Source organism: Pseudomonas sp. FYR_5 (assembly GCF_043106315.1).
GTDB classification, from domain to species: Bacteria; Pseudomonadota; Gammaproteobacteria; order Pseudomonadales; family Pseudomonadaceae; genus Aquipseudomonas; species Aquipseudomonas putida_Y.
Genome location: NZ_JBICMK010000066.1, coordinates 118,721 through 132,934, shown reverse-complemented (window position 1 = coordinate 132,934; position 14,214 = coordinate 118,721). Strand labels below are relative to the sequence as shown.

Here is a 14,214-nt window from a genome sequence, read left to right as displayed (position 1 = left end):
GGATTGGTGGTGGGCACACATCGGTGGTTGTACACCGGCCGCCCGTAGGAGCGGGTTTACCCGCGAAAGGGCCGGCCCTGCTGGCTCAAATCTGTGAAACCAGCGCTTCCAACTGCTCCTGCCGCTCAGCCTGGTTCAGCTTCGCCCCAGGGTTGAGGGTGGACCACTGCGGGTGCGCCCGCGCTTTGACCAACGCTTCCGGCAACTTGCCCTCACGCCAGGCCTTTTCATCCAGCTCACCCAGGCGAATACTGTCCTGAGCGGCATGCCCGCGGTTATCCAGCGCCACCATCAACTGCTGCTGACGCAAGGCCAGCAGACGCAATACCGTGTCGTCCACGGTCAGCTCGCGCTTGCCTTTGAGCTTTCCCATCAACCGCGAACCATAGTTGCGTGCCGTCTGCAGCGCACCGCCGGCAATCGCCCCGGCCAGCGCCGCCGCGCCGAGGGTAAGGCCACCAACCAGCAAATCGACCCCGGCCCCCGCTGCCGCCCCCGCCGCCACGCCGCTGCCCAGGCGCACGCCCAGCAGTTTCAACGTCTCTGGATTGAACAAGTCATCGCCCCAGCGGCCATCCAGCAACGGCAGGTCGCTGGCATGGGCGTCCTCGCGGCGGAAGGCATACAGCTTGAGCAAGGCTTCGACGCAGCGTTGTTCTCGTTGGCGTATGTCCTGGCGCAGCGCCTCGATGGCCCGGGCTTCTGCCGCTGGTTCGGCCTCGACACTGCGCCGGCATGCAGCGCAATCGAGCAGCAGTTCGGCGATCAGGCGCTTGCCGCTGTGCCGGCGTGCCAAGCGCTGCGCCTGCTGGTCGTCGATCAGCCGTTGCAGCGCCGGGCGGGCGCTTTCCAGCAGCAGCGCCAGGCTTTCGTACAAACGGCGTTCGCCATCCTCTGGCGGGGCCACGCTGTCGAACCGCACCAAGGCGTGAAGCCCAAGCCGGGCAAGGGCTTCACGCCATTCCGGTTCGCGGTGCTGGCTGCTGGCGACGAAGTTGAGCACCGGCAGCAACGGCTTGCCGCAGTTGGCCAGTACTTCCAGTTCGTCTCGGTACTTGGCCAGCACCGGCTCGCGCGCATCGATCACATACAGCCCGGCATTACTGGCCAGCAGTTGGCGCAATACCTTGGCCTCCTGCTCGAAACGTTGGCGTGCTTCGCTGCCCTGCAGAAAACGCTCCAGGCGGGCTGGGCCGTCCAGGCGCTCGCCCGGGCGTTCCAGACGTTCAAGGTAGTCCAGCAGCGCGATGGCATCTTCCAGGCCGGGCGTGTCGTACAGCTCCAGCAAGGGTTCACCGTCCACAGACAGTCGCGCACCTTCCACATGGCGGGTGGTGCTGGGGCGGTGGGACACTTCGCCAAAGCCGACGTCGCGGGTCAGAGTGCGCAGTAGCGAGGTTTTGCCAACATTGGTATGGCCGACCACGGCCAGTTTCAGTGGCTCAGTCATGGCCATGCTCCAGCCAGGTCAGCGGTGAAGTGTCGGCATGTTGCAGGCCAAGGCGGTCAAGGGCTTCGTGCCAATCGCCCAGGCGCTCGGCATCGAGGGGCTGACCTTGTGCAGCCTGCAGCAGCCAGATACGGGTGGCGCCGGCATTGCGCGCCAGTTCGGCGAGCAGCGCCAGGCTGCCGCGGTCGGGCGAGCGGCGTGGGTCGCAGGCGATGGCCAGGCGTGCCGGTGGGAAGCGGCTGAGCTGTTCCAACAGGCGGTTGCGTGATTCGCGGCTGTCGAGCACGCCGGCATCGGTCACGCTTTTTGGCAGGGCGGGTGGCCAAGGGCGCTGGTCGTCCAGCTCCAGGCCCACCAGCAGGGCACCGCTGCTGCCGCTTTCCAGCTGCCCGGCGGCAAACTGCGGCAAGGCTTCCGGGGCTGCATCCTGCACGCCGATGCGCTCGCTGCGCGGCATCAGTGCTTCGCGCAGTTGCGTGTAGCCGGGCAGGCCCAGGTCTAGCATCAGGCGTTCACGGCCCTGGCGCCAGCGCCACAGGCACAACCCGGCCAGCAGCAGGCGGGGCAGCAGGCCGTATACCAGCACTACGCCGAGCAGCCAGCTGGCCCAGGCCTGGCGTGCCATGTCCAGTGCCGGCAGGCTGTCGCCGCTGGCGCGGATCATGGCTTCGTCGGGCACGGCGAAGCCCAGCAACGAGGGCAGGGCGCCCAGCGATTGGGTCAGGTGAATGAACGGGGCGGGGGCGAGCAAGGTGGTTTCCCAGACAAAGCCATAGCGCCGGGTCGCCAGCAAGGCCAGCAGCATGCCCAGTGCGGTAAGCATCGCCAACAGCCAAAGGCCATGTACCAACAGGCCGAGCAGCCACCGGTTGAGGCGTTGACGTTGCAGCAGCACCAGCAGCGCTGGCGCCAGGTGCGCGGCCTTGGCATCGCGGGCAAAGCGTTCGCTTAGCCACAGCCACAAGCGGCCCAGCCCTGCGCCATGCTCGCCGCTCAGGGCAAAACCCATGCCCCAGCCCAGCAGCATCAGCAGGTTCAGCCCGAGCAGGCTGCCCAGCGCCCAGAACACATTCACCGGGCGCTGCCCGTCACCGAGGGCGGCCAGCCCCAGGCCTGCGCCGCTGAGCACGGCCATCAGCAGCAGGGCCAGCAGCGCCAGGCGCGCGCCCTGCTTCCAATGGCGCAGGGCGCCGGTCATGCCATCGCGCTCGGCCAGGAACAGCGCACGTGTTTCGATGCGCGTGGCCAGGTCGCCACCTAGCTGGCGGGCGTGGCGGTTGGCTTCCTGGTCTTCCAGCGGGCCGGCATGTTCTTCGCGCAGGCGTACCGCTTCGGTGAGCCAGCGCTTGTCCAGTGGCGTGGGTGCAGTCACAAGGTCTTCCATTGCACAGGTCAAGGCAGAAGCATAACCCACACGCCCGGTGCTATCCTCGCCGGCATGAATACATCACTCCCCCTCAGCCTGATCGCGGCTTATGCCGAGAACCGCGTGATCGGCATCGACAACTCCATGCCCTGGCATTTGCCGGGGGACTTCAAGTACTTCAAGGCCACCACCCTGGGCAAGCCGATCATCATGGGGCGCAAGACCTGGGATTCGCTGGGGCGGCCGCTGCCGGGGCGGCTGAACATCGTGGTCAGCCGCCAGCCGGGGCTTGAACTGGCGGGGGCCGAGGTGTTCGCCTCGCTTGAAGAGGCTTTGGTGCGGGCCGAGCAGTGGGCGCGCGAGCAGGGCGTCGGTGAGCTGATGCTGATTGGTGGCGCGCAGCTGTATGGGCAGGCGCTGGAGAAGGGGCTGGTCAGCCGCATGTACCTGACGCGGGTTGAGTTGGCGCCAGAGGGGGATGCGTGGTTCCCGGCGTTTGATGAAGGGCAGTGGAGGCTGACTTCTAGCGAGGCACGGGCTGAGGAAGGTAAGCCGGTGTATCACTTCGAGGTTTGGGATAAGGGTTGAGATTGTTGGGGGCTGCTTTGCAGCCCTTCGCGGGTGAACCCGCTCCTACAACGGCCTGTGTCCAACCCCCGATGTGTATCCACCACCCTGTAGGAGCGGGTTTACCCGCGAATACGATAGCGGCGGCAACGGCGAACGGCTGGTGAAAATTGGCCAGCAGGCCTGGCCCTTTCGCGGGTGAACCCGCTCCTACGGGGGACAGCAGGGTGTTCAGATTTTGAGCAAGACACGAGCGGTCTTGTCGCGAAAGGGGCGCATTGCGCCCCGGCGATCTGTCAGGTGTGGCTCAGCTCGGCATGTTCATCACCGGCCAGCACTTCCTTGTCCGTCTCTTTCAACAGCTGGCTGGTGACAACGCCCGCCGTCATCGAACCGTTCACGTTCAACGCCGTACGGCCCATGTCGATCAGCGGCTCCACCGAAATCAGCAGCGCCACCAACTCCACCGGCAAGCCCATGGCTGGCAGCACGATCAGCGCGGCGAAGGTGGCACCGCCGCCCACGCCGGCAACGCCTGCCGAGCTCAGCGTGACGATGGCCACCAGGGTGGCGATCCACAGCGGGTCGAAGGTATCGATGCCTACCGCTGGCGCAACCATCACCGCCAGCATGGCCGGATAGAGCCCGGCACAGCCGTTCTGGCCAATGGTGGTGCCGAACGATGCGCTGAAGCTGGCGATCGATTGGGGCACGCCCAGACGGCGGGTTTGTGCTTCGATGTTCAGTGGAATGCTGGCGGCGCTGGAGCGGCTGGTGAAGGCAAAGGTCAGCACCGGCCACACCTTGCGGAAGAAGCGCAGCGGGCTCACGCCGGTGGCGGCGAGGATCATGCCGTGCACCACGAACATCAACCCCAGGCCCAGGTACGACACCACCACGAAGCTGCCCAGCTTGAGGATGTCCTCCGTGTTGGAGCTGGCCACGACTTTGGTCATCAACGCCAGCACGCCATAGGGGGTCAGCTTCATCACGATCCGCACCAGGCGCATCACCCACGCCTGCAGGGTGTCGATGGCCGACAGGGCGCGCTCGCCCTTCTCCGCGTCGTCCTTGATCAACTGCAGCGCGGCCAGGCCGAGGAACACCGCAAAGATCACCACGCTGATGATCGAGGTCGGCTTGGCCCGCGCCAGGTCGCCTACCGGGTTGCTGGGGATGAACGACAGCAGCAGTTGCGGGATGTTGAGGTCGGCGACCTTGCCCGCGTAGTCACTGTGGATAACCTGCATGCGTGCGCTTTCCTGGACGCCGGCCACCAGGCCCTCGGCGCTGAGGCCGAACAGGTTGGTCAACACAATGCCGATCAGGGCAGCAATGGCAGTGGTCAGCAGCAGGGTGCCGATGCTCAGCACGCTGATGCGGCCCAGCGAAGAGGCATTGTGCAAACGTGCCACGGCACTGAGGATCGAGGCGAAGATCAGCGGCATGACGATCATTTGTAACAGGCCGACATAGCCGTTGCCGACCAGATCGAGCCAGGCGATGGTTGCCTTGAGCACGGGGTGGCCTGCGCCATAGATCGTATGCAGCACAAGGCCGAAGACCACGCCCAGCACCAGGCCAAGCAGTACCTTCTTGGCCAGGCTCCAGTCGGTGCGGCGGGTTTGTGCCAGGCCCAGCAACAGGGCCAGGAACGCCAGCAGGTTGAGTGACAGCGGCAGGTTCATTGAAGCTCCAGCAGAAAAAAGCAGAAGTGGCATCGCCTCTGTGAGCGATTGCGAACGGAAATGCTAACAGCCTGAAAACAAACGAATTTATACCCAAATGGAATTTACATAGTCGTTTATGGAATAACGAGGTGTCGCAAATTGCAATGAACAAGGCGTTTACAGTTGCCTGGGGGTCGTTATCGAGGGTTTGCAGTGGGGATTGTTGCACTAGCGTTTCTGGGTCATTTCAGGAGATTCGTACATGAAAGTCGCTGTGAAAGCCGCCGCCATCGGCCTGTCCCTGCTGTTCAGTATCGAAACCTTCGCCACCGAGCTCAAACACTGGCCTGCCGACGCAGCCAAGCAGCTCGACAGCATGATCGCCGCCAATGCCAACAAGGGTAACTACGCGGTGTTCGACATGGACAACACCAGTTACCGCTATGACCTGGAAGAAGCCTTGCTTCCGTTCATGGAAAACAAGGGGCTGCTAAGCCGCGACAAGCTCGACCCTTCGCTGAAGCTGATGCCGTTCAAGGACACTGCCGAGCACAAGGAAAGCCTGTTCAGTTACTACTACCGGCTGTGTGAAATCGATGACATGGTCTGCTACCCGTGGGTAGCCCAGGTGTTCTCCGGTTTTACCCTCAAGCAGCTGAAGGCGCAGGTGGATGAGCTGATGGCCTCGACCAAGCCGATCCCCAGCACCTATTACGAAGGCGACCAGGTCAAGGCCATCGAGGTTCAGCCGCCCAAGGTCTTCAAGGGCCAGGCCGAGCTGTACAACAAGCTGATGGAGAATGGCATCGAGGTCTATGTGGTTTCGGCTGCCTCCGAAGAGCTGGTACGCATGGTCGCCTCGGACCCCAAGTATGGATACAACGTGAAACCCCAGAACGTGATTGGCGTGAGCCTGCTGCTCAAGGACCGCGCCAGCGGCCAGCTGACCACTGCGCGCAAGCAGATCAGCGCCGGGCACTACGATGCCAAGGCTAACGAGGGCCTGGAGCTGACCCCCTACCTGTGGACTCCGGCCACCTGGATGGCGGGCAAGCAGGCGGCGATCCTTACCTACATCGATGAATGGAAGAAACCGGTGCTGGTGGGCGGCGACACGCCGACCAGCGATGGCTACATGCAGTTCCACGGTGTGGATGTGGGCAAAGGCGGTATCCACCTGTGGATAAACCGCAAGGCCAAGTACATGGACCAGCTCAACGGGATGATTGCCAAAAATGCGGCGGCGCAGGCCAAGGAAGGGTTGCCGGTGACGGCCGACAAGAACTGGGTGATCGTCACGCCGGAGCAGATCCAGTAACGGGAATATCAACCATCGCGGCCCACAATGAGGGTCTGGGCCGCTTTCTGGTCAATGGTCTGCGCCAGCAGGGTCACTTGTTCAATGGCACGTTCACGGATCCTGGCGCCCTCAGGGCCGAGGGTCTGTTCGACCACTAAACTGTGCGCCTGGTTAATCCCAACGAAGCGAAACCATGTGTCGATGAAGGTTTTCTCCAGGCCAAACACTTGGTCGGGTGTCTGTGAGCCGGGCCCGTAGCCCAAACCACGGGTGTAGATGGCAATCGCTCGACGCCCGCCAAGCATGCCGTTCAATCCTTGCTCATCGAAGGTGAACAGCACGTCTTTGTGCGAAATCGCGTCGATCAGGTGCTTGAGCTTGTACGGAATACCGAAATTCCACAGCGGTACGCTGAACACCAAGGTATCCGCCCGGTGGAACCGTTGAGCGAGGGCCTTGATCCGGTCCCATGCAGCTGCCTGTGTGGTTGACAGCGGGGCATCGGCAAGCCCCGCGTACTTCGCCGCGAGCAAGGCGCCATCTACCTCAGGCAGTTCACATTCCCAAGGATTCAAGTGATCGATTTCCACCGCTTTGCGCTCGGCCAATGCCGCCAGGAACACGTCGGTAATCTGAGCGGAAACGGACCGCTCTCCTCTGGGTGAGGCGCAGACATACAAGATACGTTCAACCACGGGGCTTCTCCCAAGTAGTGTTGATAAGCCTTGCCCGGCGCTTGAGCGCCCAGGCGTTCGGTGGTCAGTCTGATTCAGGGCGATTCATTATAGAAATGACGTATGCTCGCGAGATTGAGTGAGATAGGTGATGAATCTGTGTTCGATACTGTGCTTTTGCGGAGCTTGCTTGCCGTTGCCGACACCGGTGGTTTCACCCGTGCTGCGCAGAGGCTGCACCTAACGCAGTCGGCGATCAGCGCTCATATTCGGCGGCTTGAACGCGAAGCCGGACAAAAATTGCTGGAGCGTACGACCCGCTCGGTCAGCCTGACACCCGCAGGCGCTCGGTTGGCAGGCTATGCCCGCACCATCCTGGCGCTGCACGATGATGCCCGCGCAAGCCTTGGGGCAGGTCGGCGGGTGTCAGGCACGGTGTACGTGGGGTTGAGCGAGGAAATGGTGAAAGCCCCGATCATCGACTGCATGCGTCGTTTTTCGGTGGCACATCCCGATGCAGAGGTGTCCCTGACCGTCGGCCTGACTGGGGAGTTGCTCTCGCTCGTCCACTCGGGTGGGCTGGATATCGTATTGGGCAGCCGCTGCAGCGATGAAGAACGTGGCGAGGTGCTTTGGTCCGAACCATTGGTGTGGGCGAGAGGGCCGATTGCGCTGGGCAGCGATGAGGTCACCACGCCTGTGCCCTTGGCGGTATTTTCTGATCAATGCCCTTATCGGGCCGCAGCTATCGAGGCCTTGGTACGCGCCGGGCGGCAATGGCGCATCGTTTGCCAGAGCCCAAGTGTCGGCGGGCTGATGACCGCCGTAAGTGGCGGGCTTGGGGTAACGCCTGTCACGCGATCTTCTGCTCTGGCTGCCGGCCTGGTGGAGGTGTCGACGTTGCCAGCCTTGCCTCAAGCGCAGTTCGTGCTGACGTCGGCGGCGACACCGAAGCGCTCGGCTGCCCTGCTGCTGGCGCAATTACGCCAATGTGTCGCGAAGGGAGAGCTTTGATCCGGCCTTTATCCACAGGCAAAAAAAACCGGCGTACGAGACGCCGGTTGTGCCAATGCCAGAAAAGCCCTTACAGCCCTTCGAGCATTGCCTTGTTACGCACCGCACCCTTGTCGGCACTGGTGGCCAGCAGGGCATAGGCCTTGAGCGCCGTGGTCACCTTGCGTGGACGGACCTCGGCTGGCTTCCAGCCCTTCTTGTCCTGTTCGACACGGCGTTCCGCCAGCTCTTCATCGCTGACCAGCAGGTTGATCGAACGGTTAGGGATGTCGATCAGTACCTTGTCGCCGTCGCGCACCAGGCCGATGGCGCCGCCCGCCGCGGCCTCTGGCGAGGCGTGGCCGATCGACAGGCCCGAGGTACCGCCCGAGAAGCGACCGTCGGTGAGCAGGGCGCAGGCCTTGCCCAGGCCTTTGGACTTGAGGTACGAGGTCGGGTAGAGCATTTCTTGCATGCCCGGGCCGCCTTTCGGGCCTTCGTAGCGGATGATGACGATGTCGCCGGCTTTCACCTCGTCGGCGAGGATGCCGCGCACGGCGCTGTCCTGGCTTTCGAAGATCTTCGCGGTGCCCTCGAACACGTGGATCGATTCGTCCACACCGGCCGTTTTGACCACGCAGCCATCCAGTGCGATGTTGCCGTACAGCACGGCCAGGCCGCCCTCTTGCGAGTAGGCGTGTTCGAAGCTGCGGATGCAGCCGTTTTCACGGTCGTCGTCGAGGGTTTCCCAACGGGTCGACTGGCTGAATGCGGTCTGGGTCGGGATACCGGCAGGGCCAGCCTTGAAGAAGGTGTGCACGGCTTCGTCATCGGTCTGGGTGATGTCCCATTTGGCGATGGCTTCTTCCATGCTGCGGCTGTGCACGGTCGGCAGGTCGGTGTGCAGCAGGCCGCCACGGGCCAGCGAACCGAGGATGCTGAAGATGCCGCCGGCGCGGTGGACGTCTTCCATGTGGTACTTCTGGATGTTCGGCGCCACTTTGCACAGCTGCGGCACTTTGCGTGACAGGCGGTCGATGTCGCGCAGGTCGAACGCCACTTCACCTTCTTGTGCTGCTGCCAGCAGGTGCAGGATGGTGTTGGTCGAACCGCCCATGGCGATGTCCAGCATCATGGCGTTTTCGAACGCTTTGAAGTTGGCGATGCTGCGTGGCAGGACCGACTCGTCATTCTCGCCGTAGTAGCGTTTGCACAGCTCGACGATGGTGCGGCCGGCCGTGAGGAACAGCTGCTCGCGGTCAGAGTGGGTGGCCAGGGTCGAACCGTTGCCCGGCAGGGCCAGGCCCAGGGCTTCGGTCAGGCAGTTCATCGAGTTGGCGGTGAACATGCCGGAGCACGAACCGCAGGTCGGGCAGGCGCTGCGCTCGTATTCTGCGACTTTCTCGTCGGAGGCCGTGGAGTCGGCTGCGATGACCATGGCATCGACCAGGTCCAGGCCGTGGCTGGCCAGCTTGGTCTTGCCGGCTTCCATCGGGCCGCCGGAAACGAAGATCACCGGGATGTTCAGGCGCAGGGCGGCCATCAGCATGCCGGGGGTGATCTTGTCGCAGTTGGAGATGCAGACGATGGCGTCAGCGCAGTGCGCATTGACCATGTATTCCACGGCGTCGGCAATGATTTCGCGGCTTGGCAGCGAGTACAGCATGCCGTCGTGGCCCATGGCGATGCCGTCATCGACCGCGATGGTGTTGAATTCCTTGGCCACGCCACCGGCGCGTTCGATTTCGCGAGCCACCAGCTGGCCCAGGTCCTTCAGGTGCACATGGCCCGGGACGAACTGGGTGAACGAGTTGGCGATGGCAATGATCGGTTTCTTGAAGTCTTCGTCCTTCATCCCGGTGGCGCGCCACAGGGCGCGGGCGCCGGCCATGTTGCGGCCTTGGGTGGAAGTCTTGGAACGATAATCAGGCATGAAACACTCCTGGCGGCTTAATCAGGTCACAAATAGGGGAGTGAGCTTCTCTTGTCCTTTGCGCCGCAGGCCGGTTGCCACTGGCACGGATGGGGCCAAGACGGCGCGGGATCGCCGCGTGCTTGACCAGAGCTCATAAACCCGCCGGGGATGACTGGCGATGAATAGGCCGATTCTACACCGCTGGCGCGGTGAGGGAATGCAGATGTGGATGGTTGGCGGGGGGATTGCGGCAGGAAAGGGCCGCTGGGCGGCCCTTTTTGGCAGATTTCAGCTGTTCGGCAGTAACCGGCAGGTGATGCTTTTGATGTAGCGGGTTTCGGCGATGGCCGGGTGTACCGGGTGATCCGGGCCCTGACCGCCTCGCTCGAGCAACTGCATGTTGCGGTCCAGGTGGCGGGCGCTGGTCAGCAGGATGTTGTTCAGATCGTCCTCGGGCAGATGCATCGAGCACGAGGCGCTGACGAGGATGCCGTCTTTGTTCAACATGCGCATGGCCTGTTCGTTCAGGCGGCGGTAGGCCGCTTCGCCGTTTTTCAGGTCTTTTTTGCGCTTGATGAAGGCAGGTGGGTCGGCAATGATCACGTCGAAGCGTTCTTCGGCCGCCTTCAGCTCGCGCAGGGCTTCGAACACGTCGCCTTCGATGCAGGTCAGCTTCTCGCTGATGCCGTTCAGTGCAGCATTACGCTCCACGCCGTCCAGGGCAAAGCCCGAGGCATCGACACAGAACACTTCGCTGGCGCCAAAGGCACCGGCCTGCACGCCCCAGCCGCCGATGTAGCTGAACAGGTCGAGTACACGCTTGCCCTTCACGTATGGCGCCAGGCGGGCCCGGTTCATGCGGTGGTCGTAGAACCAGCCCGTCTTCTGGCCTTCGCGCACCGGGGCCTCGAACTTGACGCCGTTCTCTTCCAGCGGCACCCAGTCCGGCACTTCGCCGTAGACGGTCTCGACATAGCGCTGCAGGCCTTCGGCGTCGCGCGCGGCGGAATCGTTCTTGAACAGGATGCCGCTGGGCTTGAGCACCTGCACCAGTGCGGCGATCACGTCATCCTTGTGCGCTTCCATGGTGGCCGAGGCCAGCTGCACCACGAGGATATCGAAGAAGCGGTCGACCACCAGGCCTGGGAGCAGGTCGGAGTCACCGTAGACCAGGCGGTAGCACGGCTGGTCGAACAGGCGCTCGCGCAGCGACAGGGCGACGTTCAGGCGGTGTACCAGCAGCGACTTGTCCAGCGGCAGCTTGATGTCGCGTGACAGCAGGCGGGCGCAGATCAGGTTGTTAGGGCTCAGCGCGACGATGCCCAGCGGCTTGCCGTTGGCTGCCTCGAGAATGGCCTGCTGACCCGCCTGGAAGCCTTGCAAAGGGGTCGCGCTGACATCGACTTCGTTGCTGTAGACCCACAGGTGGCCGGCGCGCAGGCGGCGGTCGGCATTGGCTTTGAGGCGAAGGCTGGGCAGGGACATGACGTCGCTCCGGGAAAAAGAGCGGGATTATAACGTGTCTGCGGTGCTTTCGCCTTTAGAGGAGTGGTAACCGGGGGCGCTTAGAGGGTTAAAATGCCGCGTCCTAAACGAGTGTGCACGTATGTCCCAAGAACTCAGCGCCGAACAGATCCAGCAAGCCTTGCAAGGCATCACCATCCCGCCTCAACCGCAGATCATGGTCGATCTGCAGTTCGAGCAGTACATGCCTGACCCTGACCTGGAAACCATCGCCAAGCTGATTTCCCAGGACCCGGGCCTCTCTGGCGCCTTGCTCAAGCTGGTCAACTCTCCGCACTTCGGCTTGTCCAACAAGATCGGTTCGATCCAGCGTGCGGTGAACCTGCTGGGTAGCCGTTCGATCATCAACCTGATCAACGCCCAGTCGATCAAGGGTGAGATGAGCGACGAGACCATCGTTACCCTCAACCGCTTCTGGGATACCGCCCAGGACGTGGCGATGACCTGCCTGACGCTGGCCAAGCGAACCGGCATTCAGGCGGCGGACGAGGCCTATACCCTTGGCCTCTTCCATGACTGTGGCGTGCCGTTGATGCTCAAGCGCTTCCCCACTTACATGGACGTGCTGGAAGAGGCATACGCCAAGGCCGATGAAGAAACACGCGTGGTCGATACCGAAAACCGAGCGTTCAACACCAACCATTCAGTGGTTGGCTACTTCACAGCCAAATCCTGGCGCTTGCCCGAACACCTCAGTGCGGCCATCGCCAACCACCACAATGCCTTGGCCGTGTTCCGCGACGATACCTCGCGCAACACCCAGAGCCAGCTGAAAAACCTGCTGGCGGTGCTGAAGATGGCCGAGCATATCTGCGCGTCCTACCGGGTGCTGGGCAACCAGTCGGTGGACCACGAATGGAATGCGGTCGGCCCGTTGGTGCTCGATTACATTGGCTTGTCGGAATACGATTTCGAAAACCTCAAGCAGAACATTCGCGAGTTGGGCGGACACTGACACATGCCGGAATTGCCAGAAGTAGAAACCACCCGGCGCGGTATTGCGCCACACCTGGAAGGCCAGCGCGTCAGCCGTGTGGTGGTACGCGACCGACGCCTGCGCTGGCCGATTCCGGAAGACCTCGATGTGCGTCTGTCAGGGCAGCGCATCGTCAGCGTGGAGCGACGCGCCAAGTACCTGTTGATCAATGCCGAAGTGGGGACGCTGATCAGCCACTTGGGCATGTCGGGCAACCTGCGGCTGGTCGAGCTGGGCTTGCCGGCGGCCAAGCATGAGCATGTCGACATCGAACTGGAGTCCGGGCTGATGCTGCGCTACACCGACCCACGCCGCTTTGGTGCCATGCTGTGGAGCCTGGACCCTCTGAACCATGAGCTACTGCTGCGCCTGGGGCCTGAGCCGCTGACCGACCTGTTCGATGGTGAGCGGCTGTTCCAGCTGTCCCGCGGGCGGTCGATGGCGGTCAAGCCGTTCATCATGGACAACGCGGTGGTGGTGGGAGTGGGCAACATCTACGCCACCGAGGCGCTGTTTGCTGCCGGTATCGACCCACGCCGGGAAGCGGGCGGGATTTCCCGGGCGCGCTACCTGAAGCTGGCGACCGAAATCAAGCGGGTGCTGGCGGCGGCGATCGAGCAGGGCGGTACCACCCTGCGTGACTTCATCGGTGGCGACGGGCAGCCGGGGTACTTCCAGCAGGAACTGTTTGTGTACGGGCGTGGCGGGCAGCCGTGCAAGGTATGCGGCACTGAGTTGCGCGAGGTGAAGCTGGGGCAGAGGGCGAGCGTGTACTGCCCGCGTTGCCAGCGATGAAACGTTCGCTGCGAACCTGTTGAAGCGAAACCTGAACGTTGGCGCGGTAACTGTGGGAGCGGGCATGCCCGCTCCCACAGGGACCGTGCAGAGAAGGGCAGTGATCAGCCCTTGCCAGTGATCCGGCGATACTTGGCCATCAGCTGTTCTTCGGTTTCCGGGTGCGCTTCATCCAGCGGGATGCAGTCGACCGGGCAGACCTGCTGGCACTGCGGCTCGTCGTAATGGCCTACGCACTGGGTGCACAGGTTAGGGTCGATCACGTAGATCTCTTCGCCTTGGGAGATAGCCTCGTTCGGGCACTCGGGTTCGCAGACGTCGCAATTGATGCAATCGTCGGTGATGATCAGGGACATGGGGGCTCCGGCCGGGGCTCACAGCCCGGGCATGTTCAACGCAATGGGCACAATTGTGCCGCATTCGCGCCCGCAGTGCACGCGGGCGCGACAATCAGGCGTCAGGCTTGCTTCTTGAAGCGTTCAGTCAGCGCGTCGGCTACCACCGGGTGGACGAACTTGCTGATATCACCGCCCAGCGCTGCAATCTCCCGGACCAAGGTCGAGGAAATGAACGAATAACGCTCCGACGGCGTCAGGAACAGGCTCTCGACATCGGGGGCCAGTTGCCGGTTCATGTTCGCCAGCTGGAACTCGTACTCGAAGTCGGACACCGCACGCAGGCCACGCAGGAAGACGTTGGCACCCTGTTCCTTGGCGAAATGCGCCAACAGGGAAGAGAAGCCGATGACTTCGACATTGGGCAGGTGCTTGGTGACCTCACGGGCGAGCTCAACCCGTTGTTCCAGCGGGAACAACGGGTTTTTCTTGGGGCTGGCCGCCACCGCGATGATCACGTGGTCGAATAGCCGCGAAGCGCGCTCGACCAGATCGCCATGGCCTTTGGTAATGGGGTCGAAAGTACCCGGGTACAACACTCGGTTCATCGCGTCATCCTGGCTGGAGTGCGTTGGGGAGTCGGATGGTA

General features: G+C 62.8%; 13 protein-coding genes. 5 read left to right on the top strand and 8 right to left on the bottom strand.

Annotation, left to right across the window (positions count from 1 at the left end):
• Positions 1-85: 85 nt before the first annotated feature.
• Positions 86-1,450 (bottom strand): GTPase/DUF3482 domain-containing protein, encoded by a 1,365-nt coding sequence (locus tag ACF8RA_RS11070; protein ID WP_252460127.1) that lies wholly within the window; start codon positions 1,448-1,450, stop codon positions 86-88.
• Positions 1,443-2,834, bottom strand: a complete 1,392-nt coding sequence (locus ACF8RA_RS11065; RefSeq protein ID WP_392514804.1) for a DUF2868 domain-containing protein — start codon at positions 2,832-2,834, stop codon at positions 1,443-1,445. The genes ACF8RA_RS11070 and ACF8RA_RS11065 overlap by 8 nt, the downstream gene beginning before the upstream one ends.
• Positions 2,835-2,888: 54 nt before the next feature.
• On the opposite strand from ACF8RA_RS11065, the gene ACF8RA_RS11060 reads away from it, so the two are divergent.
• Positions 2,889-3,404, top strand: coding sequence for a dihydrofolate reductase (locus ACF8RA_RS11060; RefSeq protein WP_176684755.1), 516 nt, complete (start codon positions 2,889-2,891; stop codon positions 3,402-3,404).
• Positions 3,405-3,679: 275 nt separating this feature from the next.
• Here the strand turns inward: ACF8RA_RS11060 and ACF8RA_RS11055 are convergent, their stop codons facing one another.
• On the bottom strand, positions 3,680-5,071 hold the full coding sequence (locus ACF8RA_RS11055) for an L-cystine transporter (protein ID WP_176684756.1): 1,392 nt from the start codon (positions 5,069-5,071) through the stop codon (positions 3,680-3,682).
• 244 nt (positions 5,072-5,315) lie between these two features.
• Here ACF8RA_RS11055 and ACF8RA_RS11050 point away from each other — a divergent pair, with 244 nt between their 5' ends.
• On the top strand, positions 5,316-6,371 hold the full coding sequence (locus ACF8RA_RS11050) for a phosphorylcholine phosphatase (RefSeq protein WP_021783642.1): 1,056 nt from the start codon (positions 5,316-5,318) through the stop codon (positions 6,369-6,371).
• Positions 6,372-6,379: 8 nt separating this feature from the next.
• On the opposite strand, the gene ACF8RA_RS11045 is transcribed toward ACF8RA_RS11050, so the two are convergent.
• Positions 6,380-7,048 (bottom strand): NAD(P)H-dependent oxidoreductase, encoded by a 669-nt coding sequence (locus tag ACF8RA_RS11045; RefSeq protein WP_176684757.1) that lies wholly within the window; start codon positions 7,046-7,048, stop codon positions 6,380-6,382.
• A 102-nt stretch (positions 7,049-7,150) separates the two neighbouring features.
• Here ACF8RA_RS11045 and ACF8RA_RS11040 point away from each other — a divergent pair, with 102 nt between their 5' ends.
• Complete coding sequence (locus ACF8RA_RS11040; RefSeq protein ID WP_218115555.1) at positions 7,151-8,041, top strand: LysR family transcriptional regulator; 891 nt, start codon at positions 7,151-7,153, stop codon at positions 8,039-8,041.
• Positions 8,042-8,111: 70 nt separating this feature from the next.
• Here ACF8RA_RS11040 and ilvD read toward each other — a convergent pair whose 3' ends face one another.
• Together ilvD and ACF8RA_RS11030 are read right to left on the bottom strand one after the other, a co-directional pair.
• Positions 8,112-9,953, bottom strand: a complete 1,842-nt coding sequence (ilvD, locus tag ACF8RA_RS11035) for a dihydroxy-acid dehydratase (RefSeq protein WP_003249056.1) — start codon at positions 9,951-9,953, stop codon at positions 8,112-8,114.
• A gap of 270 nt (positions 9,954-10,223) precedes the next feature.
• A complete protein-coding gene (locus ACF8RA_RS11030) occupies positions 10,224-11,420 on the bottom strand; it encodes a class I SAM-dependent rRNA methyltransferase (RefSeq protein WP_004575470.1) in 1,197 nt (398 codons plus the stop codon).
• Positions 11,421-11,595: 175 nt separating this feature from the next.
• Here ACF8RA_RS11030 and ACF8RA_RS11025 point away from each other — a divergent pair, with 175 nt between their 5' ends.
• Positions 11,596-12,414: an HDOD domain-containing protein gene (locus ACF8RA_RS11025; RefSeq protein WP_176684827.1), complete on the top strand. Its 819-nt coding sequence runs from the start codon at positions 11,596-11,598 to the stop codon at positions 12,412-12,414.
• A 3-nt stretch (positions 12,415-12,417) separates the two neighbouring features.
• Complete coding sequence (gene mutM / locus ACF8RA_RS11020; protein ID WP_004575471.1) at positions 12,418-13,230, top strand: bifunctional DNA-formamidopyrimidine glycosylase/DNA-(apurinic or apyrimidinic site) lyase; 813 nt, start codon at positions 12,418-12,420, stop codon at positions 13,228-13,230.
• 104 nt (positions 13,231-13,334) lie between these two features.
• Here the strand turns inward: mutM and ACF8RA_RS11015 are convergent, their stop codons facing one another.
• A complete protein-coding gene (locus ACF8RA_RS11015; protein ID WP_003249063.1) occupies positions 13,335-13,586 on the bottom strand; it encodes a YfhL family 4Fe-4S dicluster ferredoxin in 252 nt (83 codons plus the stop codon).
• Between the two features lie 101 nt (positions 13,587-13,687).
• Entirely contained in the window at positions 13,688-14,173 is a 486-nt protein-coding gene (gene coaD, locus ACF8RA_RS11010; protein ID WP_010955660.1) for a pantetheine-phosphate adenylyltransferase, read from the bottom strand.
• Positions 14,174-14,214 lie beyond the last annotated feature (41 nt).

What these genes read in the sequence shown, in the direction of transcription:
- ACF8RA_RS11070 (WP_252460127.1), bottom strand. Translation starts at nt 1,450, where the DNA reads ATGACTGAGCCACTGAAACTGGCCGTGGTCGGCCATACCAATGTTGGC.
- ACF8RA_RS11065 (WP_392514804.1), bottom strand. Translation starts at nt 2,834, where the DNA reads ATGGAAGACCTTGTGACTGCACCCACGCCACTGGACAAGCGCTGGCTC.
- ACF8RA_RS11060 (WP_176684755.1), top strand. Translation starts at nt 2,889, where the DNA reads ATGAATACATCACTCCCCCTCAGCCTGATCGCGGCTTATGCCGAGAAC.
- ACF8RA_RS11055 (WP_176684756.1), bottom strand. Translation starts at nt 5,071, where the DNA reads ATGAACCTGCCGCTGTCACTCAACCTGCTGGCGTTCCTGGCCCTGTTG.
- ACF8RA_RS11050 (WP_021783642.1), top strand. Translation starts at nt 5,316, where the DNA reads ATGAAAGTCGCTGTGAAAGCCGCCGCCATCGGCCTGTCCCTGCTGTTC.
- ACF8RA_RS11040 (WP_218115555.1), top strand. Translation starts at nt 7,151, where the DNA reads ATGCTCGCGAGATTGAGTGAGATAGGTGATGAATCTGTGTTCGATACT.
- ilvD (WP_003249056.1), bottom strand. Translation starts at nt 9,953, where the DNA reads ATGCCTGATTATCGTTCCAAGACTTCCACCCAAGGCCGCAACATGGCC.
- ACF8RA_RS11030 (WP_004575470.1), bottom strand. Translation starts at nt 11,420, where the DNA reads ATGTCCCTGCCCAGCCTTCGCCTCAAAGCCAATGCCGACCGCCGCCTG.
- mutM (WP_004575471.1), top strand. Translation starts at nt 12,418, where the DNA reads ATGCCGGAATTGCCAGAAGTAGAAACCACCCGGCGCGGTATTGCGCCA.
- ACF8RA_RS11015 (WP_003249063.1), bottom strand. Translation starts at nt 13,586, where the DNA reads ATGTCCCTGATCATCACCGACGATTGCATCAATTGCGACGTCTGCGAA.
- coaD (WP_010955660.1), bottom strand. Translation starts at nt 14,173, where the DNA reads ATGAACCGAGTGTTGTACCCGGGTACTTTCGACCCCATTACCAAAGGC.